27 protein-coding genes and 1 tRNA gene are annotated in these 21,702 nt (G+C 45.5%); 15 read left to right on the forward strand and 13 right to left on the reverse strand.

Annotated elements, in window-relative coordinates:
- Positions 1 to 5: 5 nt before the first annotated feature.
- A complete protein-coding gene (locus A3L04_RS02205) occupies positions 6 to 2,333 on the reverse strand; it encodes a DNA polymerase (RefSeq protein ID WP_068576323.1) in 2,328 nt (775 codons plus the stop codon).
- Positions 2,334 to 2,427: 94 nt separating this feature from the next.
- Between A3L04_RS02205 and A3L04_RS02210 the strand changes: the two genes are divergently transcribed.
- Positions 2,428 to 3,240: an MBL fold metallo-hydrolase gene (locus A3L04_RS02210; protein ID WP_068576325.1), complete on the forward strand. Its 813-nt coding sequence runs from the start codon at positions 2,428 to 2,430 to the stop codon at positions 3,238 to 3,240.
- Here the strand turns inward: A3L04_RS02210 and A3L04_RS02215 are convergent.
- From A3L04_RS02215 to A3L04_RS02225, 3 genes are read right to left on the reverse strand one after another with little or no spacing between them, the layout of a single operon-like run.
- Positions 3,237 to 3,977, reverse strand: coding sequence for an ATPase (locus A3L04_RS02215; RefSeq protein ID WP_068576327.1), 741 nt, complete (start codon positions 3,975 to 3,977; stop codon positions 3,237 to 3,239). The two genes, A3L04_RS02210 and A3L04_RS02215, sit on opposite strands and share 4 nt — an antisense overlap.
- A 32-nt stretch (positions 3,978 to 4,009) precedes the next feature.
- A complete protein-coding gene (eno, locus tag A3L04_RS02220) occupies positions 4,010 to 5,302 on the reverse strand; it encodes a phosphopyruvate hydratase (protein WP_068576329.1) in 1,293 nt (430 codons plus the stop codon).
- A 39-nt stretch (positions 5,303 to 5,341) separates the two neighbouring features.
- Positions 5,342 to 5,899, reverse strand: a complete 558-nt coding sequence (locus tag A3L04_RS02225; RefSeq protein ID WP_068576331.1) for a Maf family nucleotide pyrophosphatase — start codon at positions 5,897 to 5,899, stop codon at positions 5,342 to 5,344.
- Positions 5,900 to 6,021: 122 nt separating this feature from the next.
- On the opposite strand from A3L04_RS02225, the gene A3L04_RS02230 reads away from it, so the two are divergent.
- Together A3L04_RS02230 and A3L04_RS02235 are read left to right on the forward strand one after the other, a co-directional pair.
- Complete coding sequence (locus A3L04_RS02230; protein ID WP_068320254.1) at positions 6,022 to 6,306, forward strand: 50S ribosomal protein L44e; 285 nt, start codon at positions 6,022 to 6,024, stop codon at positions 6,304 to 6,306.
- A gap of 10 nt (positions 6,307 to 6,316) precedes the next feature.
- A complete protein-coding gene (locus A3L04_RS02235; protein ID WP_172799795.1) occupies positions 6,317 to 6,508 on the forward strand; it encodes a 30S ribosomal protein S27e in 192 nt (63 codons plus the stop codon).
- On the opposite strand, the gene A3L04_RS02240 is transcribed toward A3L04_RS02235, so the two are convergent.
- Positions 6,483 to 6,938, reverse strand: coding sequence for a 6-pyruvoyl trahydropterin synthase family protein (locus tag A3L04_RS02240; RefSeq protein WP_088859098.1), 456 nt, complete (start codon positions 6,936 to 6,938; stop codon positions 6,483 to 6,485). The genes A3L04_RS02235 and A3L04_RS02240 overlap by 26 nt on opposite strands.
- Before the next feature lie 67 nt (positions 6,939 to 7,005).
- On the opposite strand from A3L04_RS02240, the gene hxlAB reads away from it, so the two are divergent.
- The 5 genes from hxlAB to A3L04_RS02265 are packed head-to-tail and all read left to right on the forward strand — an operon-like array spanning position 7,006 to position 10,588.
- Positions 7,006 to 8,226, forward strand: coding sequence for a bifunctional 3-hexulose-6-phosphate synthase/6-phospho-3-hexuloisomerase (gene hxlAB / locus A3L04_RS02245; RefSeq protein ID WP_068576334.1), 1,221 nt, complete (start codon positions 7,006 to 7,008; stop codon positions 8,224 to 8,226).
- Between the two features lie 30 nt (positions 8,227 to 8,256).
- Positions 8,257 to 9,000 carry an FtsZ/tubulin family protein gene (locus A3L04_RS02250; protein WP_172799779.1) on the forward strand — a complete coding sequence of 248 codons (744 nt, stop codon included), beginning with the start codon at positions 8,257 to 8,259 and terminating at the stop codon, positions 8,998 to 9,000.
- The gene (locus A3L04_RS02255) at positions 8,994 to 9,653 is read left to right on the forward strand and encodes a TIGR02253 family HAD-type hydrolase (protein ID WP_068576336.1); all 660 of its coding nucleotides are present in this window, start codon (positions 8,994 to 8,996) and stop codon (positions 9,651 to 9,653) included. Before A3L04_RS02250 ends, A3L04_RS02255 begins: the two co-directional genes overlap by 7 nt.
- The gene (locus A3L04_RS02260; RefSeq protein WP_068576338.1) at positions 9,637 to 9,822 is read left to right on the forward strand and encodes a hypothetical protein; all 186 of its coding nucleotides are present in this window, start codon (positions 9,637 to 9,639) and stop codon (positions 9,820 to 9,822) included. Before A3L04_RS02255 ends, A3L04_RS02260 begins: the two co-directional genes overlap by 17 nt.
- Entirely contained in the window at positions 9,815 to 10,588 is a 774-nt protein-coding gene (locus tag A3L04_RS02265; protein ID WP_068576340.1) for a glutamate cyclase domain-containing protein, read from the forward strand. Before A3L04_RS02260 ends, A3L04_RS02265 begins: the two co-directional genes overlap by 8 nt.
- Here A3L04_RS02265 and A3L04_RS02270 read toward each other — a convergent pair.
- Positions 10,575 to 11,192: an HD domain-containing protein gene (locus A3L04_RS02270; RefSeq protein WP_231963840.1), complete on the reverse strand. Its 618-nt coding sequence runs from the start codon at positions 11,190 to 11,192 to the stop codon at positions 10,575 to 10,577. The two genes, A3L04_RS02265 and A3L04_RS02270, sit on opposite strands and share 14 nt — an antisense overlap.
- Before the next feature lie 33 nt (positions 11,193 to 11,225).
- Between A3L04_RS02270 and A3L04_RS02275 the strand changes: the two genes are divergently transcribed.
- The 6 genes from A3L04_RS02275 to A3L04_RS02300 all read left to right on the forward strand — a co-directional run bounded on the left by A3L04_RS02275 (position 11,226) and on the right by A3L04_RS02300 (position 15,147).
- On the forward strand, positions 11,226 to 11,702 hold the full coding sequence (locus tag A3L04_RS02275; protein ID WP_068576342.1) for a GNAT family N-acetyltransferase: 477 nt from the start codon (positions 11,226 to 11,228) through the stop codon (positions 11,700 to 11,702).
- A 28-nt stretch (positions 11,703 to 11,730) separates the two neighbouring features.
- Positions 11,731 to 11,807 (forward strand) — tRNA-Arg (locus A3L04_RS02280).
- Positions 11,808 to 12,232: 425 nt separating this feature from the next.
- On the forward strand, positions 12,233 to 12,811 hold the full coding sequence (locus A3L04_RS02285) for a winged helix-turn-helix domain-containing protein (protein ID WP_068576344.1): 579 nt from the start codon (positions 12,233 to 12,235) through the stop codon (positions 12,809 to 12,811).
- Between the two features lie 9 nt (positions 12,812 to 12,820).
- On the forward strand, positions 12,821 to 13,126 hold the full coding sequence (locus tag A3L04_RS02290; protein ID WP_068320238.1) for a DUF211 domain-containing protein: 306 nt from the start codon (positions 12,821 to 12,823) through the stop codon (positions 13,124 to 13,126).
- Positions 13,126 to 13,683 (forward strand): ArsR/SmtB family transcription factor, encoded by a 558-nt coding sequence (locus A3L04_RS02295; RefSeq protein ID WP_068576345.1) that lies wholly within the window; start codon positions 13,126 to 13,128, stop codon positions 13,681 to 13,683. Before A3L04_RS02290 ends, A3L04_RS02295 begins: the two co-directional genes overlap by 1 nt.
- Positions 13,684 to 13,740: 57 nt before the next feature.
- Positions 13,741 to 15,147 (forward strand): acetate--CoA ligase family protein, encoded by a 1,407-nt coding sequence (locus A3L04_RS02300; protein ID WP_068576346.1) that lies wholly within the window; start codon positions 13,741 to 13,743, stop codon positions 15,145 to 15,147.
- On the opposite strand, the gene A3L04_RS02305 is transcribed toward A3L04_RS02300, so the two are convergent.
- The 6 genes from A3L04_RS02305 to A3L04_RS02330 form a co-directional block, all read right to left on the reverse strand.
- Complete coding sequence (locus tag A3L04_RS02305; protein WP_068576348.1) at positions 15,135 to 16,205, reverse strand: DUF835 domain-containing protein; 1,071 nt, start codon at positions 16,203 to 16,205, stop codon at positions 15,135 to 15,137. The two genes, A3L04_RS02300 and A3L04_RS02305, sit on opposite strands and share 13 nt — an antisense overlap.
- Positions 16,202 to 17,464 (reverse strand): bifunctional sugar-1-phosphate nucleotidylyltransferase/acetyltransferase, encoded by a 1,263-nt coding sequence (gene glmU / locus A3L04_RS02310; RefSeq protein WP_068576350.1) that lies wholly within the window; start codon positions 17,462 to 17,464, stop codon positions 16,202 to 16,204. The genes A3L04_RS02305 and glmU overlap by 4 nt, the downstream gene beginning before the upstream one ends.
- A gap of 45 nt (positions 17,465 to 17,509) precedes the next feature.
- A complete protein-coding gene (locus A3L04_RS02315; protein WP_068576351.1) occupies positions 17,510 to 18,346 on the reverse strand; it encodes a ribose-phosphate diphosphokinase in 837 nt (278 codons plus the stop codon).
- A 4-nt stretch (positions 18,347 to 18,350) separates the two neighbouring features.
- Positions 18,351 to 18,701: an ASCH domain-containing protein gene (locus A3L04_RS02320; protein WP_068576352.1), complete on the reverse strand. Its 351-nt coding sequence runs from the start codon at positions 18,699 to 18,701 to the stop codon at positions 18,351 to 18,353.
- Positions 18,702 to 18,771: 70 nt separating this feature from the next.
- Positions 18,772 to 19,032, reverse strand: coding sequence for a UPF0147 family protein (locus tag A3L04_RS02325; protein WP_068576354.1), 261 nt, complete (start codon positions 19,030 to 19,032; stop codon positions 18,772 to 18,774).
- 77 nt (positions 19,033 to 19,109) lie between these two features.
- The gene (locus A3L04_RS02330; protein WP_068576355.1) at positions 19,110 to 20,267 is read right to left on the reverse strand and encodes a tryptophan--tRNA ligase; all 1,158 of its coding nucleotides are present in this window, start codon (positions 20,265 to 20,267) and stop codon (positions 19,110 to 19,112) included.
- Positions 20,268 to 20,442: 175 nt separating this feature from the next.
- Here A3L04_RS02330 and A3L04_RS02335 point away from each other — a divergent pair, with 175 nt between their 5' ends.
- Positions 20,443 to 20,751, forward strand: coding sequence for a DUF5748 family protein (locus tag A3L04_RS02335; RefSeq protein WP_068576357.1), 309 nt, complete (start codon positions 20,443 to 20,445; stop codon positions 20,749 to 20,751).
- On the opposite strand, the gene A3L04_RS02340 is transcribed toward A3L04_RS02335, so the two are convergent.
- Entirely contained in the window at positions 20,748 to 21,671 is a 924-nt protein-coding gene (locus A3L04_RS02340) for a winged helix-turn-helix domain-containing protein (RefSeq protein ID WP_068576359.1), read from the reverse strand. The genes A3L04_RS02335 and A3L04_RS02340 overlap by 4 nt on opposite strands.
- Between the last annotated feature and the right edge of the window lie 31 nt (positions 21,672 to 21,702).

A 21,702-nucleotide genomic window follows, 5' to 3' on the forward strand; every position in this document is an offset into this window, starting at 1 on the left:
AAACACTACTTCTTCTTGACGTTAAGCCACGCCGTAAGACCCGTCTGCTTAGTCTTCTGCCACCTGAGATCCTCCTTTCTGTACCCAAAGGCCTCCAATATCCTAAGAACTGCGGGCAAAACCTGATTTTCTATGTAATACTCAGCGTCATACTTATGCTTCCTGGGGTCAAACTCTTCAGCAAGAATCGCCCTCTTGCTTATTGGCCCGTCTCCCCTCAGTACTATGTACCCTATGACCATGCCGGGCCTCACCTTTACGCCCCTAGCAGCTAACCTTTTCGCCACGGCAACGTGCGGCCCTATAGCCTTGTATTCATGGAGGGGCCTGGTGATCTGCTCGTAAATAACGAGTTTTTCTGGAGGTATCTCGTACTTGCTCAGCTTTTCAGTTACCTCCTTAACTATCTTTACGGCCTCCTCAACATTACCGTGCTTTAGGATCGCCTCAAGGACTTTTGCTTGGGTTTCTTTGGCTATTTCGCTCCAGTCCCTCCTGACTATTTCAAGTCCCCTGGTGATTATCTTCCCTTCCTCATCTATCAACGCGTACTTCTTCTTCGTGACAAAGAACCCTCTGACGTAGAAGCCCTCGTACTCAAGCTCCAATAATCCGGGAAGCTTGGCGTTTATGTACTCTACGAACTCCAGGGCTTTCCTCTTTATTTCCTCAGGTTTTGCCCCAGGAATAGTGGCGTAGAGTCCATCTGTATCTATGTACAGGACTTTGAACCCGAACTTTTCTTCCAGCTCCTTCCTTACGAACTCTATATACTCCCTTCCCCAGGCCGTAACACTCTCTGCGCACTCCTTACAGTACCAACGAGCTTTTGCATAGCCATAGTAGCCATAATAGCTGTTTGCCAGGATTTTGATTGCCCGTTGCCTGTAATCAAGCATCTTCTTCTCGATTGGGTCCTTAGAAGCTTTCATCTTCCTTTTTATTTCTTGCCTCTCATCCAACAACCTCTTGAGCAGGCTGGGGATGAACCCCGGGAAGTCCTTGCAGAACTTGTGCTTGACCTCTGGGGCGACATCATATTCCCTGCACCCTTCTCTGTTCAGCGTGTCCGGTGAGACGTTATGGGTTATTATTATCGAGGGATACAGGCTCCTGAAGTCCAGGGATACTAATCCTTCCCAAAGTCCCTTTTCGGGCTCCTTAACATACCCTCCGGCGTAGCTTTCCCTTAGCCTTCTCTCGTACTCCCTCTCATCCGGCTTATTTGGGGCCAATTCATTCCTCTCGTAGGCCTTCCTGAGGAGGTACCACTCCACCAAGTTGCCTGTTGAAGACCTAGAAACGTCCCACAGGGGCTGGCCAACTAACCTCGAAAGCTGGGCCTCCATTGGGAAGAACTCCTTGCCGAGCTCGTACGTTACCTTCGCATCCTCCATCGAGTACCTTGCAACCCTCTCCAGTCCCTTCCCAGTCTCCCAGGCCTCAGCTATCTCGTGGGCATAAACCTTTTCCTTTGGCTTTCCGAAGATTGCCTCGTAAACTGCCTCGAGGGTGTACGTTGGTAGGTTTATCGTTCTCCTGATCACGTGGTAGAGGTCGAAGTGTATCCTCCCCTTTATCTCCACCGCTGTCATATCCCCAAGCCTCTGCATCTTTGGCTCACTGCCGTCCCTTCCCAGGGGTAGCTTTATCCCGAGCCTTTCGGCCCTCTTAACTAGGTAAGGAAGGTCGAAGGAATCGCCGTTGTAGGTAATTATAACATCGGGATCCTTCTCCCTTATCACCTTAAGGAACCGCTTTATCATCTCCCTCTCGCTGGAAACTACCTCGACGTACGGGAGGTCAACCTTCTTCCACGTTATGACCTTGGTTCCTTCCTCGTCTGCATAGCTTATCATTATTATCGGGCCCTTTGCGAACTCCTCTCCCTCGTGATATAGGGTTTCGATATCAAATGCTAGCAATTTAAGCTCTTCATCTCCTTCCATTGGGATTAGTCCCTTGTCTATTAAGTATCTCTTCGCGAAAGGAATGTCGTATTCGAAGATGTCAACAACTGCGGGATGCTCCCTTATCTTATCTCTTATCGCGGGAACATCCTGGGGATGTTCAAAGTACAGCTTCCAAACCTCAATCGGCCTCCCCAGGAACTTCTTCTTAACCTTCTCAACATCGACGATCCTAACTATCTTCCCGTGTCTCTCGGCTGTTATCTTCTTAACTTCATCAATCTGCGAGTCATCTTTGAGAAGGGCGTAGATGTAGGGCCTAAAGTTTCTGTCGTACTCAACCTTAAACTCGCCGTTCTCTTTCTTGAAAATCCTTATAATCGGTTTTCCATCTTCGGTGATGTAGTCAGCGTCAAGTATCATGCTTAATCCCTCAATAACTTACGCTAAATTCACGTATTTAAGCCTTTAAGAACGCTTAAAAATTGAGCAGGTGATGTTATGGGGGAGGTGTGAGATGATAGAGATAACTTTTCTCGGTGGCGGTGGTGGGAGGTTCGTCACGATAACTCAGGCAAGGGCTACCGGGGGCTTTTTCATAAAGGCGAGCAAGAATATCTATGTTGATCCTGGGCCTGGAGCGTTAGTTAGGATGTGGAGGTACAAGATAGACCCCAGGAAGATCGACGTTCTCTTCATTTCTCACAGACACACCGACCACTGCAACGATGCGGAGGTTTTGGTTGAGGGAATGACGTATGGGGTTACCAAGAAGAGGGGGATACTCATTGGCTCAAAAAGCGTAGTCCATGGAGATGAAAACCACACCCCTGCACTGAGCAAGTATCACCTCGACGCCCTCGAGGAAGTGCACGCCCCTAACCCTGGGGACAGGTTCAAGATAGGACAGGAGGAAATGATAATAACTCCTTCCATCCACAGCGATCCAACGACGATAGGATTCCGGTTAAAGACCTCTTATGGGGACATCTCTTACATTCCGGACACTCAGTACTTCGATGAGCTCATCGAGTGGCACGAGGGGGCTAGGGTTTTGATAGCTTCAGTCACGAGGCCCAGGGATATGAGGATTCCCTACCACCTATGCACGGAGGATGTAGTGTACATGGTGAAGGCCATGAAAGAAAAGCCCGAGGTTTTGATAATGACCCACGCTGGAATGAAGATGCACTTTGCTGGTCCGTACAAGGAGGCCGAGTTCATCCAGAACGTCACGGGGATTAAAACGTACGTGGCCAAAGAGGGCTTCAGGGTAACTGTAGGGAAGGAAATAAGCGTGAAAACTTTAAGGCCTGCAAGGTTCGTTTAAGTTCTAAGAACGTCCATTATGAGTTCTTTTGCCATTTCCTCAGTCAAAGCACCTGCCCTCAGCTCCCTCAATATCCTCTGAATTGCAAATCTCTTCATTATCGGTGCCTTCTTTACGGCCTCTCTCCAGAGGGGACAGCCAAACTTGAGCTCGTACTCCTTCCAACCAAGGATCTCCAAAAGCTGAGCCTTGTTTAGTGCTAAAAAAGCCGGCAGATTAAGCACGATCATGCTATCTTTTTTATAGATGGAACCGCTACCAACGCTTAGCATATCCCCACTTGCAACAACTTTTATGCTCAGCTCTCTAGCTTTCCGTTCAACGGCGTTCATCACCATCGAGTGGCATCTGCCGCAGATTGGGGCTCTCTTCTCCATGAGCCTTTCCATTTCTTCCATGTACCTGGGAACCTCTACTAGGACTGCTCCCTGGGATCTCACCCTTTCAAGGGTCTTCTCTGCCATCTGGGGTAGCTTTGCCGTAATTGGAACTACATTCAATCCTGCCCAGCTGAGTATCTTAACGGTCGCCGAGCTGTCGCTACCCCCAGAATAAGCGACGGCTATCTTGAATTCTAAAGGTTCCCTAGAAAACTCCCTTCCATAAAGCCTAAACTCTACGAGGCTCTTCAGCCGGAGATAAGCTTCCTGGGGCAGCTCATCCTTTACCCTCTCAAGGGCCCTTAAGCTCGATTCAAGCCTGAACTTCTCGATAAATGTTTTCGCCCTTGGAAGCATGAGAGTTAAAAGAAAAGAAGGTTTAAAAACATTCAGAAGAAGACCTTTCTGAACTTCTTCCCGGCGTACACTGCGACTCCTTCAAGCTCCTCCTCGATTCTTATTAGCTGGTTGTACTTCGCGTTCCTGTCGCTCCTTGCAGGGGCTCCAGTCTTGATCTGTCCTGCGTTTAAGGCAACTGCGAGATCTGCTATCGTTGAATCCTCAGTCTCTCCCGACCTGTGGGAGACTATAACTCCGTAGCCTGCTCTAAATGCAGTGTAAGCTGCGTCAATGGCTTCACTTAGGGTTCCTATCTGGTTGACTTTCAACAGCAGTGCATTAGCTGCACCCATCTGGATTCCCTTGACAAGCCTCTTTGGATTTGTAACGAAGAGGTCGTCACCTACTATCTGCACCTTCTTTCCGAGCTCCTTGGTGATCATAACGAAGCCTTCCCAGTCCTCCTCGTGGAATGGGTCTTCAATTGAGACTATCGGATAAGCTGAAGTTAGCTCTTTGTAAAGTTCAAGGAGCTCCTCCCTCGTGTACTCCTTCCCCCCAACGACGTACTTGCCGATCTCAGCGTTGAAGAACTCGCTTGATGCTGCATCTAAGGCTAGGGCTATTTCATCCCCAGGCTTGTACCCTGCCTCCTCAATGGCCTTTATGAGTACATCCAAAGGCTCGGTCACTTCCTTCATTGGTGGGGCAAACCCTCCCTCGTCACCAACGTTAACCGCGTTCTTGCCGTACTTCTCCATGATCACCTTCTTGAGGACGTGGTAGGTCTCGGACACCCACCTTATTGCCTCCCTGAATGAATCGGCACCAACCGGCATTATCATGAACTCCTGGAAGTCGAGCTCGTTTCCAGCGTGAACTCCACCATTTATGACGTTGCTGAGTGGGACGGGCAGAACGTAGGCGTTTGCACCGCCTATGTACCTGTACAGCGGAAGGTCTAGGGAGTCGGCAGCTGCCTTTGCCACTGCCAAAGAAACAGCGAGAATTGCGTTCGCTCCGAGGTTGCTCTTGTTCTCGGTTCCATCGAGCTCCAGGAGAAGAGTGTCAATCTCCCTCTGCCACCTAACGTCCATTCCAACGAGCTCGGGGGCGATGATCTTGTTCACGTTCTCTACGGCCCTTCTGACCCCCTTTCCATGGTACCTCTTTCCACCGTCTCTTAGCTCGACAGCCTCGTGGGTTCCAGTTGATGCTCCACTTGGCACCGCGGCCCTTCCCATACCGACGTTAGTGTAAACGTCAACTTCAACGGTTGGGTTTCCCCTGCTGTCAAGGATTTCCCTTGCTACAACCGCGGTAATCTCGTAAGGATTCTCCATGGCAATCACCAGAGGTGATATTCCGTTGAGCCTTAAAAATCATGTCTTTGGTTTGAGGCCAAGCTTCATCAGTTCGACAACTACTTTAATTGGCAGACCGACAACATTGTAGTAGTCCCCTTTGATCCACTTAACGAATACCGAGGCATAGCCCTGAATTCCATAGGCCCCAGCCTTGTCCCTCCATTCGCCCGTTTTGAGGTACCAGTCAATTAGCTCTTCATCTAGTTCCCTGAACTTCACTTCAGTAACTTCGTATCCCTCTGTTATTTTCCCCCTGTGGATTATGCAGTAGCCAGTTATGACTCTGTGCACTCTCCCGCTAAGCATTCTGAGCATTTCTCGTGCCTCACTCTCGTCCCTGGGCTTTCCCATGATGCTGTTTTCAAAAACAACTATTGTATCTGCGGCAACTATCGTCTCATTGGGGTAGCTTGAAGCTATAGACAGGGCCTTCTTTCTGGCTATCTCCATGGCTTTTTCTTCTGGCCTCTCCGCGTTGCTCTCTTCATTTGCATTACTAGGAATGACCTTTATCTCAAAGAACCTTCCCAGGATTTCTCTCCTCCTTGGGCTTGCAGAGGCTAAGATTATCATCACTAGAAAATTGGTAAAGGTTTTTAAACTCCCACCTTCCACCCATGATTGCATGATCACTGGGCATGGCTCGGGGGTGTCCGAGAAAGGAGCCCACCGGGCCCCGTGAGGAGGTGGAGGATATGAAGTATCCAAAGCAGATAAGGACTTACTGTCCGTTTTGTAAGAGGCACACCATTCACAAGGTCGAGAAGGTAAAGAAGAGGCCAAGGAGCGAGCTTAGTGCCGGTCAGAGGAGATTCAGGAGAATCCTTAAAGGTTACGGAGGATTCCCAAGGCCAAAGCCAGAGGGAAGAGAAAAGCCAGTGAAGAAGCTTGACTTAAGATTCAGGTGTACCGTATGTGGTAAGGCCCACACGAGAGGTAAGGGGTTCAGAGTGAAGAGGTTCGAGCTCGTGGAGGTGTGATGCCATGGCGTTGCCCAAGAACATAATTCCAATGCCAAGGTCAAGATTCCTTAGAGTTAAGTGCATTGACTGTGGTAACGAGCAGATAGTCTTCAGCCACCCTGCAACTAGGGTCAGGTGCTTGGTTTGTGGGGCAACCCTTGTTGAGCCAACGGGCGGAAAGGGAATAGTAAAGGCTAAGATCCTTGAAGTTCTAGAGTGATCTCGGCGTAGCTCCTTGGATCTTCCCACACTTTTACCTTAATTTTCCTGACGTTTTTACCTGCTTTCTCCAAAATCCTCTCAGCAAACCACTCCGCCAGATACTCCGCAGTGACGTTTGGCTTGTCAATAATAACGACTTCGTTTTTTGGCAACTCAAGCCTTTTGCCGTTCTTTTCAACTGTAACGTTCTCTTCGCTCTCCTTGATCCACTTTTCGCTGACTATCAGCCTGTGATCCAGCAACTTGGCTAACTCTGAGAGGTGGTTGAAGTCAAATATCATGCCGTTTTCGTTGAGCTCACCCTCGATCTCTACCTCGACCCTGTATGTGTGCCCATGAATACGAAGGCATTTACTTTCGTAAGGCAGTTCAAGGAAATGGCTACTGTCGAAGTCCTTAGTCCAGTAAATTTTCCTAATTACCTTCATTTCCATCGAACTATAATTAGTATAAAGTTTAAAAGAGGGTTTCCCTACTCATCACCGGGTGTGAGAGATGATCCTCCAAGTTGCTCTCGATTTAACCGACATAGAGCAGGCCATTTCTATCGCAGAAAAAGCTGCTCGTGGCGGTGCTCACTGGCTCGAGGTTGGAACTCCCCTCATAAAGAAGGAGGGAATGAGGGCCGTTGAGCTCTTGAAGAGAAGGTTTCCAGACAGGAAGATTGTTGCAGACTTAAAGACAATGGATACTGGAGCCCTAGAAGTTGAGATGGCTGCGAGGCATGGGGCTGATGTCGTTTCAATACTTGGAGTTGCCGATGATAAAACGATAAAGGACGCCCTTGCGGTCGCGAGGAAGTATGGAATAAAGGTCATGGTTGATCTTATAGGGGTAAAGGACAAGGTCAAGAGGGCTAAGGAACTTGAAAAGATGGGAGTCCACTACATCCTAGTTCACACCGGAATAGATGAGCAGGCCCAGGGTAAATCACCGCTTGAGGACCTGGAGAAAGTAGTAAAGGCCGTTAAAGTCCCAGTTGCTGTTGCGGGTGGGTTAAATTTAGAAACAATACCAAAGGTCATAGAGCTTGGAGCGACGATAATTATCGTGGGAAGTGCGATAACCAAGGCCAAGGATCCCGAGGAAGTCACACGAAAGATAATTGACCTCTTCTGGGACGAGTACATGAAGACGATAAGGAAGGCCATGAAGGACATAACCGAGCACATTGAGGAAGTTGCAGATAAGCTGAAGCTCGAAGAGGTAAGAGGATTAGTAGATGCTATGATAGGAGCAAACAAGATATTCATCTACGGAGCTGGAAGAAGTGGTCTCGTGGGTAAGGCATTTGCCATGAGGCTAATGCACCTCGACTTCAACGTTTACGTCGTTGGTGAAACCATTACTCCAGCCTTTGAGCCGGGAGACCTCTTGATAGCAATCAGCGGTTCAGGTGAGACCAAGACCATAGTGGACGCTGCTGAGATAGCAAAGCAACAGGGAGGCAAGGTAGTTGCAATAACCTCATACAAAGATTCAACGCTGGGTAAGCTTGCTGATGTCGTTGTTGAAATTCCAGGAAGGACTAAGACTGACCTGCCTACTGACTATATAGCGAGGCAGATGCTTACCCAGTACAAGTGGACCGCGCCGATGGGAACTCTCTTTGAGGATTCAACAATGGTGTTCCTTGATGGGATTATTGCCCTCTTAATGGCCACGTTCCAGAAGACTGAGAAGGACATGAGGAAGAAACACGCAACCCTTGAGTGATTCTTTTCCTTTTATCTTGGAGGAGGGAGGATGAGACCCGTATTCATTGGGATCGGGAACAATGGAATGAAGGTAGTCTGGGGCATAAAGTACGGAAATGCAAGGAAATTATTCCTAGATCCTACTTCATACTTATTTCATAAGCAGATATTCCTGAAAAAGCTTGAGGAGATAATGTGGAGAATAGAAAAAGGAACCCACGTATGGATTATATTTGATAACAAGCCCGTGAACATGGAGATATTAGCTTATATTCTTGATAATTCTCCTTCTGATTTGTTCAAGCTTGCTTACGTTTTGTCCCCTGGGAAAGAGCTAGTTTTTGAGAATAAACCGTGGTGGGCAGGAAATTTCGAGACCGTGTTCTACGACTCTTTCTGGGAATTTCTGAGGGGAAGGGAAGAAAAGCCAATTTGGCAGGCTTACCTTGAAGCATCTGCCTCGATAGGTCAGATGTTCACCAAGCTGTACGAGTACCTTAACAATCAAATGCTAGTTAATGTTGACCTAGCAGACTTTATGCAGATAGTTAAGGGGTGCAACATTGGGATACTGAGATTGCTAACTTCTGTGGACTTTGATTGGCACTGGGGCATTTGGGAGAGAGGGTTAATTAACATCCTCGCAAGCGAAGAGACATCCCTCGAGGACGTAACAAGGGTTCTTCAGAGGTTCCAGGATATACTCAGAGAGAAGGATATAATATGGGGAGTTAAAATGGATAGAGCCATAAAGGGAATGGAAGTACTGGCTCTCTTGGTGAGAAAATGGTGAAGGCAGTGTTCTTTGACATCGATGGAACCCTGCTAACGGAGTGGCCTCTCGTGATGACGATCCTCCCCAAGATATACTGGGAGATTAGCAGGAAACTTGGAATTCCCGTTTACAAGGCAAGGGAGATATTTCTAAGGGAGATAGAGGTTAGGAAGGGAACTTACGAGTGGCATGATTGGAACTTCTTTTTCCGGAAATTTGGCCTCCCTTATAAGTTTGAGGAGTTCATTGAGGAATATCCCTACAAGGTGGAGTTGTATCCTGGGGTTAGAGAGTTGCTTGAGATCCTAGCGGAAAAGTATAAGCTCGGAGTTATAACCAGCGGGCCGAAGTATCAGAGGAAAAAGCTGGAGGTCACCGGGATAATTGAGTATTTTGATGTTGTCGTTACGAGGGACGATGCAAATGCCATAAAGCCAGACCCCAGGATATTCATAATGGCCCTCGAAAAGGCTGGAGTGAGGCCAGAAGATGCAGTTATGGTTGGTGACAACTTGGAGCAGGACATTCTAGGTGCTAGAGCCGTGGGCATGAAAGGAGTGTGGGTAAATAAAAAGGGTGAGAATGGTTTTAATGTTCCTCACGTTGAAATAAGATCGATAAGCGAGCTGAAGAAAGCTCTGGAGGTGCTTGAAAATGAAGAAGATATTTGAAAGGGAAGGGGTATTCGTCGGATATAAGGAAAGAAGGGTAGAGACGGCTAGGAACGACGTCCTAGTGCACAGGGAGGAAAACCCCACGAGGCTGTGGTGGGAGTTAAAGGAGGCGATTAAGGGGAAGAGAGTTAAAATAATCGTTTACGAGGTTGAGAAAAGTGATTGATCATCTAATAGCCACGGACATAGGAGGCAGGGGAGTTCAAGAGTTATACCTCAAATACAAAGCTATTAAGCCGAACTATATAGACAATGCAACGGACATTCTGCTCTCCTCGAAAGACGTCCTGATAGTTGCTGACTTTCCAATCCCCCCTTTAATGATCCCTGAGACCGATGGCCCCCCTGGGGCACTTGCCTTAGCTTTAGCATTAGATGAAGTAGGTAAGAAGGCAACGATACTCACGGAGGATATAATTGCAGATGCACTGAAAGAGTTCTACTCAAATATAATAACGGAAATTCCAAAAAAAGAATTTTCTTGCTTAGTCAGTGTTGAAACCCCAGGAAGGGCAAGTGACGGCAAGTACTACTCGTTCTCTGGTATGGAGATCAGGGTTAGCCCCTATGATGAACTCTTCATTAAAGCTACAGTTCCTACGATAGGGATCGGAGATGGGGGCAACGAGATCGGCATGGGTAACTTGAACCTTAAAGGAAAGTACTACTCAATAGTCAAAACCACTGAACTAATAGTTGCCGGCGTCTCTAACTGGGGGGCCTATGGCTTGGTGGCCAATATGTCAATAAGGGAAGGTGTCAACTTACTCAGGGACTACAATGAAATCGAGGTCGTTAGGGCCCTCGTTAGTGCGGGGGTCATCGATGGGATAAGCAAGAAGAGGGAAGTCACCGTGGATGGCCTTCCTATGAGCATACATTCAAGGATTCTTGATCTCCTTAGAGAGATCGTTGAATTCAAAATTCGCTGAGCTCTTTCTCTAACTGCCTGAGGAACATCTCGACAAATTCGTGCCTTTCCTGAGCTATTCTTTTTCCGGTGTTTGTATATATTAAGTCCTTGAGCTTTAGTATCTTCTCCCTGAAGTGCCTTATTGAGTCCTCTATGCTTCTCCCGTGCTCTCCAGAGTACATGAAGACCCTAGCAATCCCGATGGCACCTAAAGCGTCGATCTTATCAGCGTCGCTGAGAATCTTCGCCTCTAGCGTTTTAGGCTTAGGCCCAGTAGAGAAACGGTGTGCCTCTATCGCGTGGACTACCTCCTTAACCTTTGGATGGTCTTTAAGAACTTCACCAGCGATCTTTGCGCTCTCCTCTGCATGATCCTTGATTAGCCCCTTGTCTTCTAAAGGCCTGGCGACATCGTGCAATAAGCTGGCTAAGGCTAAAATCTCTAGATCCGCTTCCTCGTGATTTCCAATGTATAGGGATAGCTTTAGAACCCTCAAAGTGTGTGAGAGCCCATGGCTTCCCTCTCCGAGCATCTCTCTAGCCACTTCCCATGCCCTGACTACTGAAGGCGGAATTTCATCAAAGTATCTTCCCAGGATATCTTCAAGCATTTCACTCACCATACCTTTTTAAAATCCCTAGATTATCCCCTTTCGATGAGCGAAATCAAGATAGAGAGACTGAAGTCACTCGATGAGAAGACCCTCAATGAACTAATAAGGGTTTATATGGAAGGGTACAAGGGGCTTGAAGAATACGGTGGTGAAGGTGAGGATTACGCCAGGAATTACATTTTATGGTGTTGGAAAAAGGCTCCCGATGGCTTCTTCGTGGCTAAAATAGGAGATAAGATAGTTGGATTCATTGTTTGCGACAAGGACTGGTTCAGCAAGTATGAAGGAAGAATAGTTGGAGCAATTCATGAATTTGTCGTAGATAAATCGTATCAGGGGAAGGGAATTGGGAAAAAGCTGTTGATAACTTGTCTAGACTTCTTAAAGAATTTCAATGACACAATAGAGCTTTGGGTTGGTGAGAAAAATTATGGGGCAATGAAGCTCTACGAGAAATTTGGGTTCAAGAAGGTTGGGAAGAGTGGTATTTGGATTAGAATGGTCAAGCAAAATTTATAAATCGATCTCATAACTTAACCCCGGGTGTGGGCCCGTAGCCTAGCAGGATAGGGCGCCGGCCTTCTAAGCCGGAGGTCGCGGGTTCGAATCCCGCCGGGCCCGCCACATTGACTTCTAACAAATTCTGGTGGTTCTTCACCAAAAAAGACCCACCTCAACGTTTGATTAATAAATTTGGACTTGTTTAGAGCAAAACGCTCCATCACTCCGACCACTTCCTTATCAAGGTAGAGATGAACCCTGATCTTCTTTCCTCTTTTAGCCGAAACTCCTCTGAGAGAGCAACTATTTTTAGGCCCACTTTGGCCCACAAGGATCCACCAATGCCTTAGTACAATGAGTATGCTCTCGGCTTTTAAACCTGAAAATGAGAATTTAATCCAATAGATGAAAGTTTATTAGTCTAAATGTCATATTTGCCTCATGTGTATCCGAATAATTTCCTAAAATCATCCGGGATAAAGGGAAAAAGTTTTAATGTATCATGTAAACATAAATCAGAACGTTAAAATTGTATGGGGGAATTGAAGATGAGCAAGAGAGTGAAGGTAATTACGGATCCCGAGGTTATTAAGGTCATGCTTGAGGATACAAGGAGGAAAATCCTTCAGCTGCTGAGGAACAAAGAAATGACCATTTCTCAGCTCAGCGAGATCCTGGGGAAGACACCACAGACCATATATCACCACATTGAAAAGCTGAAGGATGCTGGTCTAGTCGAGGTCAAAAGGACAGAGATGAAGGGCAACCTTGTCGAGAAGTATTATGGGAGAACGGCCGACGTGTTTTACATAAACCTATACTTAGGTGATGAGGAACTAAGGTATTTTGCAAGGTCAAGACTAAAGACTAAGCTTGACATTTTCAGAAAACTGGGTTATGAGTTTAACGAGGAGGAACTCCTTGACATAATGGACAAGATGTTAATGAAGGAGCATGAAGTTAAAGTGAAAATTTCAAAGGAAATGGAAGAGAGGGAAGAGGAATTAAGGGACTTCTCGAATGAGGATATAATACATGCTGTGGAATGGCTTGCAATGGCTGAGCTCGGTAGGGATGATGAGTACATAGAATTACTTAAAAAGCTAAGTCGTACATTAAAAAGGTGAGAGAGGGGAATGGCGAAAGGAATAAGACTCTTAGTTTTGGACGTTCTTAAGCCCCACCAACCATTAGTTACCGAATTAGCCCTAGGACTTAGTGAACTTGAAGGAGTTGAGGGGGTCAACATAACTTTGGTTGAGATAGACAAGGAGACTGAGAACGTTAAGATAACGATCGTTGGAGATAATCTTAATTATGATGAAATTGTCAGGACTATCGAGGAATTTGGAGGTGTTGTTCACAGCATCGACATGGTTGCTGCGGGTAAAAAGATTGTTGAAGAAGGGGAAACACCCCAGGATAAGTTGGAGGAGTACTGATGTGTAGGAAGGATGTAATGATAATTTCAGATCCAAAGCAACTAAAAGTGCTTTCAGACCCTACAAGAATCAAAATACTTAGTCTTTTAAGGAATCATCCAATGACAATTTCAGAGATAGCCCAAACCCTAGGAAAAGATAGATCGACAATATACAGACATATAAAAGCCCTTGAGGATGCCGGTTTAGTGGAAGAAGTTGAAAAACTGGGCAATGAAACGGTTTATGGTAGGGTAGCACTCCTTTTCTTAGTTAGGGTGGGTCCAAGCAAGGACGTGGAGGAGTTTAGAAGGACTTACCTCATAAGAGAAATGGCCAAGTTGATAAGTATACTGGAGGAGGCGGGTGTTGGGATAAAGGATAAAGAAAAATTTACTCGAATACTTGAGGAGGTATTCAACGCTATAGAGCTGGATTCACAACCTTTGATTGAGAAAGTAGCTAAGGTAGATCTCAATGAAATAACCCTCATTCACTTCCTAAATTTCCTGACGTTCCTGTACTCTCATAAGTATGTCGAAAAATCAAAAGAGCTCTTTAAGCTTTTGGATATTTAATCCAAGTTGGAAAGTTTTATATATGTAAAACTTCTCTCCTCGGTTAGGTGGTTTCACATGGCCGGAGAGTTAGACTTCTTGTTCTACCCTAGGAGCGTTGCAGTAATAGGAGCATCACATGTTCCAGGGAAGGTTGGCAATGCAATAATGCGTTCAATAACGGCAAACTTCAATGGGAAGGTATACGCTGTAAACGTTAAGGGGGGAGAAATAGAGGTCAATGGAAAGAAGTTTAAAGTCTATAAGAGTGTAAAAGAAATTCCCGATGAGATTGATGTTGCTGTAATAGCAGTTCCTGCGAGATTCGTTCCCGACGTAATAGATGAATGTGGAGAGAAAGGCGTTAAAGGCGCAGTTGTCATTTCCGCAGGGTTCAAAGAGGCTGGTAGGGCGGATCTGGAGGAGGAGCTCGTAAAAAGGGCAAGAAAGTGGGGGATAAGGGTAGTTGGTCCCAACTGCCTTGGAGTTACCAACCTAGAGAACGGCTTTGACTGTAACTTTAACCCCCCGGAGAGACAGGCGAGGCCGAAGTTCGGTTCAATTGCCTTCATGAGCCAGAGCGGAGCCTTTGGAGCGGCAATACTAGACTGGGCCGCTAGGCATGAAGTTGGAATGAGCAAGTTCATCAGCTTAGGTAACATGGCTGACCTAGATGAAAGCGACTTCATGCTCTATCTAAAGGATGATCCAAAAACGAAGGTAATAACGGCCTACATAGAGGGCGTTAAGGATGGAAGAAAGTTCTTCAATGTAGCGAAGGAGACTACGAAGGTAAAGCCAGTGATAATCCTAAAGGCCGGGAGAACGGAAGCGGGAGCGAAGGCTGCCGCGTCTCATACTGGCTCTCTGGCTGGAAGTTATAAGATATACGAGGCGGCGTTTGAGCAGAGCGGTGTTCTCTCCGCCAAGAGCATGAGACAGCTCTTCAACTACGCAAAGGCCTTAGCGATGCAAAAGCCTGCACAGGGAGATAGAGTGGCAATAGTGACCAATGGTGGTGGTGCTGGAGTTATGATGAGTGATGGATTACTTGAGGCCGGTCTAAAGCTGGCTGAGCTTAGTGAGGAAACAAGGGAGAAATTCAGAAAGGCTATCGAAGAGGGGAAGTTGCCCGAGCACATGAGCTACAAGAACCCGATTGACGTCATAGGAGATGCCCCCTCAAGCAGGTACGAACTTGCGATAAGGTATGCCTTGGAAGATCCAAACGTTGATGTTTTGGCAGTTATAGCCCTGTTCCAGAGTCCAGCCTTGGATGAAGGCATCGTTGATGTAATGGAAAAAGTACAAGAGTACGGCAAGCCAATAGTGTTCGTGGCCCCGGGAGGAGAATTCCCGGAGAAGATGGCCAGGAGAATAGAGGAGAAGGGAGTTCCGGTGTTTGAGACCGTCGAGGATGGTGTTGACGCTGTTTACGCCCTTGTAAAATACGGCCTCTACCTTAAGGAGCTTCAGAGTTTCTGAAACTCCCTCTCTATTATTTTCAATTGATTTTCTTGTAGAACTTTTGGATTCAGAACTAGTATCACGCTTCCGTTGTTTCCTATTGCTATGTCTTTCACCGTATACAGGAACTTTGCCGTTGCCTTGAAACCGTTCTCTAGTATCAGGAACTCTACGGCATCTATGTATAGTAGATTATAACCCAACCTGAACGCCCTCGCGATTAAGTCTGTAAGTATGTCTATCTTAGTTGGTGAGATTGCGTAAACGTTTTCTTTTATCTCTCCTTCCTTGACCTTTGTTATCCAATAAACAAGAGCATTCCCATTGTTTTTCACAGGATACCTCCTCGTTATCATGACAGTGTTCATCTTGCGCGCTATTTCAAGTGCCCTAGCTTCATCTTCCGTCCAATAGGCTCCTGGCTTTAGCGCTTGAATTGATCTTTTTTCTGGAACCTTAGGTGAGAAAATTATCATCTTTAGGGCTCCTATGGCAGCCATTAACCTAAAAATGGCAGCTCCGAAGAAAGCTAGAGGGTAAAACCAGTTAATCTCTCTAGTAAATGGATACGTGAGGTTTAATAATCCTACACCTGCTAAACCGAGTGGAAAAAGTATTTGGAGACTTCTCTTCTCTACTACATACTCCCAGAGGACTATGGCGAGATAGAGGGTTGAACCGCCAAGGATAAAAGAAGGAACTATTGATCTTAAGGTGAAATTTCCCTTAAAAATCCCAATGGCCATAGCGAATATCCATACATATGAGACCATGAGAGTTGTACCAACAATTAAAATGTGCTTAGGTTTTATATTGCCGTATTTTAGCATAAACGCTGCGCCTAGCGTTAAAATCCCAATATAGAAGTTTGGTATCTTGCTAACTATTGGATATACTGTGGGATTTATTGAAATTCCTAGGGGCTTCAGAATGTAATTCTCGATATCCATAACTGAAACTAGAAATGCTATAGAGAGAATTGTCCAACCTTTTTCTCTAGTTCTCACTGCTTTATAGACGGCCACTATAAATAAGATTAGCCTAGAGAAAAAGTTAAGGTAAGGGATAATGCTCATCTCTCTACCACCATTTTTTCCTGCTTAACTACAATAAGAACGTTCGGGGGTATGTTCTTGTCAACTATAACCCCAGGGCCAACAAATGCATTGCTTCCTATCTTTCTCCCAGGATAAATGGTGACGTTAATTCCTACCTTAACATTATGCCCTATAATTGCCCCAAGCTTTCTCCTGCCAGAATCCTCAAGCTTTCCTTTAATTTCGACTTTTATCGTCCTATTATCGTGCCTTAAGTTCGCAGTTATTGTTCCGGCCCCAAGGTTAGTGTTCTCGCCTATTATAGAATCTCCAACGTAATTGAGGTGGGGTGCGTTGGAGTGATCCATTATTATCGAATTCTTTATCTCAACGGCATTTCCTATATGGCAGTTGTCGCCGATGCTTGTGTAAGGCCTTATGAAGCAGTTGGGGCCAATAATAGAATTCCTTCCGATTTTTACAGGCCCTATGATATAGCTCCCAGATCTTACAACTGTACCCTCCCCAATTTCAACTGGCGGTATTATTACGGCGCCCTCTTCGACTTTTCCTCTTATGCCATGCTTCAGCTTCGTCTTCAGTATGTACTCGTTGACCTCGAGAAGGTTCCAAGGTCTTCCTATGTCGTTCCAGTAGCCTTTGTACTCATAATAGGCAATTCTCTTTCCAGATGCAAGCATCAGGTTTAGGGTATCGGTTATTTCGTATTCCCCTCTCTCGCTGATCTCCGTTTTCTCTATGAATCTGAAAACATCGCTCTTGAAGATGTAAATGCCTAAGTTTGCAAATCCACTAATCTTCCCAGGCTTCTCCCTTATCCCCCTAACTAATCCGCCATCAACTTCTACCAATCCAAACTGGCTTAAATCGTCGAATTTCTTAACTACTAGCCCTGCATCGGCGTTGTTTTTCTTAAAGACATGTAACAATCCTCGTACGGCATCTTCTTCAAAATATATGTCTCCATTAACCACAAAGAATTCTTCACCTTCTTCAATGTAGTCCTTTACGGAGTATATGGCCTTGGCTGTCCCTTCTCCTTCCACTTGCTCCACGTAAGTTATCGGCTTTCCGTGGAATTCATCTCCTAGGAGGTTGATTAGCTTTTCCTTCATGTATCTAACCACTATTATGAATTCGTCGACAAAGGGGTCAAGATTTTCTATAACGTACTCTATAATGGGCTTATTGGCAACTTTAAGAATAACCTTTGGTCTGTCATCGGTCAAGGGTCTAAGCCTTTCCCCTTTACCTGCAGCCAAGATAATAGCCTTCATTAACTTTCACCACTATAAAATATTGTTGTACAGGAAATACAAAAATCATACGTTGAGTATCTCAGGCACGATGCTTATCTTTGAGACTGGAGTTGGAATAGTATTGGTTACTGCGAGCTCATCAACTGCATTGCTTACTCTTTCAATGGCTCCCTCTGCAAACACCCCGTGGGTTGCAGCAACGAATATCTTCCCCGCTCCGAGCTCTCTCAAGAGGTTTGCGGCCTTTATCATCGTTCCTCCCGTGCTTATTATGTCGTCAACTATGAGCACGTTCTTTCCTTTAACATCAACGTCAACTGGAGTCATTTGAACTTCAGTTGGGGAGATTCTTTTCTTTTCAAAGTGGCTGTATTCTAACCCTAAAATCTCTGCAACCGCCCTAGCTCTCTCTAGGGCACCCTTATCTGGAGCCATGACTATTCCTTCTCCAAGCTTCTCCTTGAAGTATTCGGCTATAACCCTTGCAGGAGAAACATTGTGGGCCTTCCCTGGGAAGAACTCGAGGGTCTTCGGGTTGTGAATATCAAAAACGTAAAGTTCATCATAGTAGAGACCGAGCATTTTCATAACTGCCCTGATGCTTATCGGCTCTCCGTCCTTTGTGACTCTATCCTGCCTTGAGTATGCCAGGTAAGGAACCACGAGTTTTAGTCTTTTAAATCCCTTCTCCTTTAGGGCATCCCCCAGGAGAAGTGCTTCAATTAGGTGCTCGTCCTGGGGATGATATGTTGACTGAACTACTATTGCCTCCTCTCCTTCTCCAAGAATCCTTACATACTTTTCACCGTCTGGGAACTTCTTTATCTCGACTTCAATTATCTCTGCCTTTTTCGAGAGTTCTTCCTTTAAATGTAAGGCCCCGCTTCCAACTACGAACATCCAATCACCTCCAATTCTTTAGATTCACCCAAATTTGAGCTCCGTTGGGAATTTCAACATCACGAGGAGGGTCGAACTTTACTGGATTTGCTAGAACCCACGCATAAAGTTTTTTCCCATTTGAGTACCTCTTTAAAAAGTCGTAGCTTGCGAGGTGTTTACTTTCGTGGTTAGCGAGTTCTTCTGGGGTGAAAGGGCCGAGAACATCCACGAGTTCAACAGTGCCGAGGGCCTTTTTCTCGGAAATTATTACTATCCTCCCCCTGATTCTTGTGGGGGTTTTCCTAATTTCCCACACTTTTTTACCTTCAACTATCCACTTGGCATAGGGTTGTCTCACTATTAGCCCCTTCATATTCCTCCCAGAAGAGAAAGAGGGTATCATCTATATAAATTCAACTATATAAGGAGAAAGGAGAGAGGGATCACTTTATCTGCTCTAAAGCTCCAAGAACTTCCCAGATTATCGTCCTTGTGTGGAGAGGCATGTTGGGATCTTCACTAATTTCTTCAAGTATTGCTATTGCATCGGCCGCCCTAACTGCGGGCTCCTTATCCTTATTCATGAGAGCTTCAATAGCCTGCTCGGCGGCCCTTCTAATGTTCCTGGGAACAACTGTATCTTGGACAACCTGCTCCCTGAGAACTTGGATGATCTGATTGATTCTCTCCTCAACGTCCGTCATTGATATCACCCCCAGTCATTTACTCAAGGTAACTAAACCCCCAATGTTGACTATTTGGAATATGCTAAAAAGTTTTTCTACTTTCTAAGTGGTTCTGGAATCGCCTTGTTCCATTGCTCCTGGGCCAACTTACCGGTGTATTTAAACTTCTCAACTAGCTCTTCTGCCTTTTTCCTCTTCTTCTGGTGCTCTTTCAGAAACTCCTGAACTTTCTGTATGAGGTATCTCTTGCACTCTCCACATGTCAGCTCTCCATTTTTACATGCATAATAGCGCTCCATGAGCTTTTTATCATCCTCCTCGAAGAATATCTCGAGCCACTTGAACACCACGCACCTTTCAGGATTGCCTCCCTTTTCCCTCTGCTCCTTAAGCGTTGGTTGGCCTCCCGTTAACGCAAACTTCCAGATCTTCTTTCCAGCTTCCTCGGGATCATCCGTAAGGTATATCGCGGTTTCGGGTTTGGATGCACTCATCTTTCCTTCGAGCCCAGTTAGCGGTGGAACGAACTTTGAGTGTAAGGCTGCGGTCTTGTAATAGCCGAGACTCTCAGCGAAATCTCTCTGAAGCCTCCAATATGGGTCTTGATCAATTGCAGCTGGGATAAGACATCTCCTTTTCTCGAAGAAAGTGGGTGCTGCCTGTATTGCCGGGAAGAATATCATTCCTATCTTGCTCTGCTCGGTAAAGCCGAAAACAGCCCTTGCCATTGAGAAGTTTATCTTCTTGGCTATTGGGATTGCCATTTCATATATCTTCGTAAATTCACTGTTCTGGAAGATGAAGGTTTTATCAGGATCAAAGCCTACCGCGATTATGTCTAGTATGTTTTCGTAAGCCCATCTCTTTGTGTCTTCAAAGGTGAGTTTCTCCTTGAATAGAAACTTTTCATCGTCCGTTATCTGGATGTACAGGTTAACGCCGAACTTTTCCTGCAACCATTTGGTGGCGAAGAAGGGTATTATATGACCTATATGCATGGGACCGCTTGGGCCCCTACCCGTGTACAGGAAGAATCCCTTTCCACTTTCGTAGTCGTCTAAAACCTTGTCGTAGTCCCTGTGGGAGAAGAAGAACCTTCTCCTGAAGAATATTGGTAGGTCACTCTTTGTGAGTCTTGCAGTCCTCTCGAGGAGGTCGTCAGTCAGTGGGCTCGTTCCGAACTGCTCAATCAGCTTGTCATAGTCTACAATTCCCTCTACGTCCCAGGGTGTAACTTTAAATTCCTCTGGCATTAGAACCACCTCCTAAAGTCCTAGCTAGGCAAGAAGAGAAGAAGCGTTCGAATTTAGTTGAGCCAAAAGCCACCACCGAGCATGGGGGTTAAAAGGGGAATACTTAATTTAAAGTTTTTGGATTGCGATAGGTATTTAACCATCCTAAACTAAATAATATTGGGGGTGGTTCTGCATGAATTCTGAGGTTGTTAAGGAGTTCTTAGAGGACATAGGCGCAGACTACATTGAGCTCGAGGGAGAAATACACCTCGAGCCCAGGGTGTTCTATGAAGTTTGGAAGTATGTAGGGGAGCCCGAGTTAAAGACGTACGTGATAGAAGATGAAATAGTCGAACCCGGTGAATATGATCCACCGGAGATGAAGTACACTGAAGCTAGGAAGATAAAGATAAAGAAGATATATTTTGAGACGCTTGATGGTGTGAAAGTCGTGACCGACTACTCCGAGTTTCAGAAGATACTTAAGGAAATGAAGAGCTAAAATTCTAAAATTGATCTGTATCCCTTGCCATCTTTTCTTACCATTCTCGAGAATCTCGTTTTCAGGTGTTCGTTGTTGAGCTCTTGGAACATATCTAGGTATCCAATGGCAAGCTTCTCCACGTAGGGGCTGAACTCTAGAATCTTGCTTCCCATATCATCCTTTGAGGAGAAAAACCACTCCAAATAATACCCTTTAGGCTTCAATACTCCAACCTTTATCTCAATATCTTGGAACTTTCTAAGGAACTCATCTATATCGATATCTTGAGCAATGCCTATGAAAGACCGATCATAAACCGGCTCAACGTGTTCGGCGTAGGCGTAGAATCCTATTATTATCCCATCTTCAATTAGTTTATTTATCATGAACTTTATTGTTGGCCTCTTTCTCCCTATTAGTGCTTCAAGTTCTTTCATTGGAGTTCTTGCATCTACTTTTAATGCATCTAGGAGGAGAGCGTATTCATAAGAATATTGCCATTTTCCAAACTTTACATTCCCTTCCCTCTTCCTGGCCCATACCTCATAGAACTCAAAGTCATTGGAATATTTGGACAACATTTCTGGGATGTACTTCTCTTGATCAACTGGAACGTGTAATATCGCTTGTATCCCATTCTTGAATCCAAATATTGGTGTTATATGGGCGATGAATGGATTCTTTAGAATCTCCTTTGCTTTAGTCATTAGCTCTACTTTTGGAACTGAAAGAAACGCAACATAGCTTTTTAGTCCAAGCTTTACGATGTCATATATTGCACTTACAAAAACGTATTTCCCGTAGTACTTATCATATACTCTCTTCAGCCTATGGTACTCTACCCCTTCCTTTTCGGAGATACTCCTTAGGCTTTCTCTTGGATGCTCGTTTAGTATTGTGAGAAGCCATTCAAGCTCATCTTGATCAATTGAAGCCATAAGGCATCGGTAAAAATTTGTTACTCTCTCC

Origin of the sequence: Thermococcus chitonophagus, assembly GCF_002214605.1 — an archaeon.
In the GTDB taxonomy this organism is placed as follows: Archaea; Methanobacteriota_B; Thermococci; order Thermococcales; family Thermococcaceae; genus Pyrococcus; species Pyrococcus chitonophagus.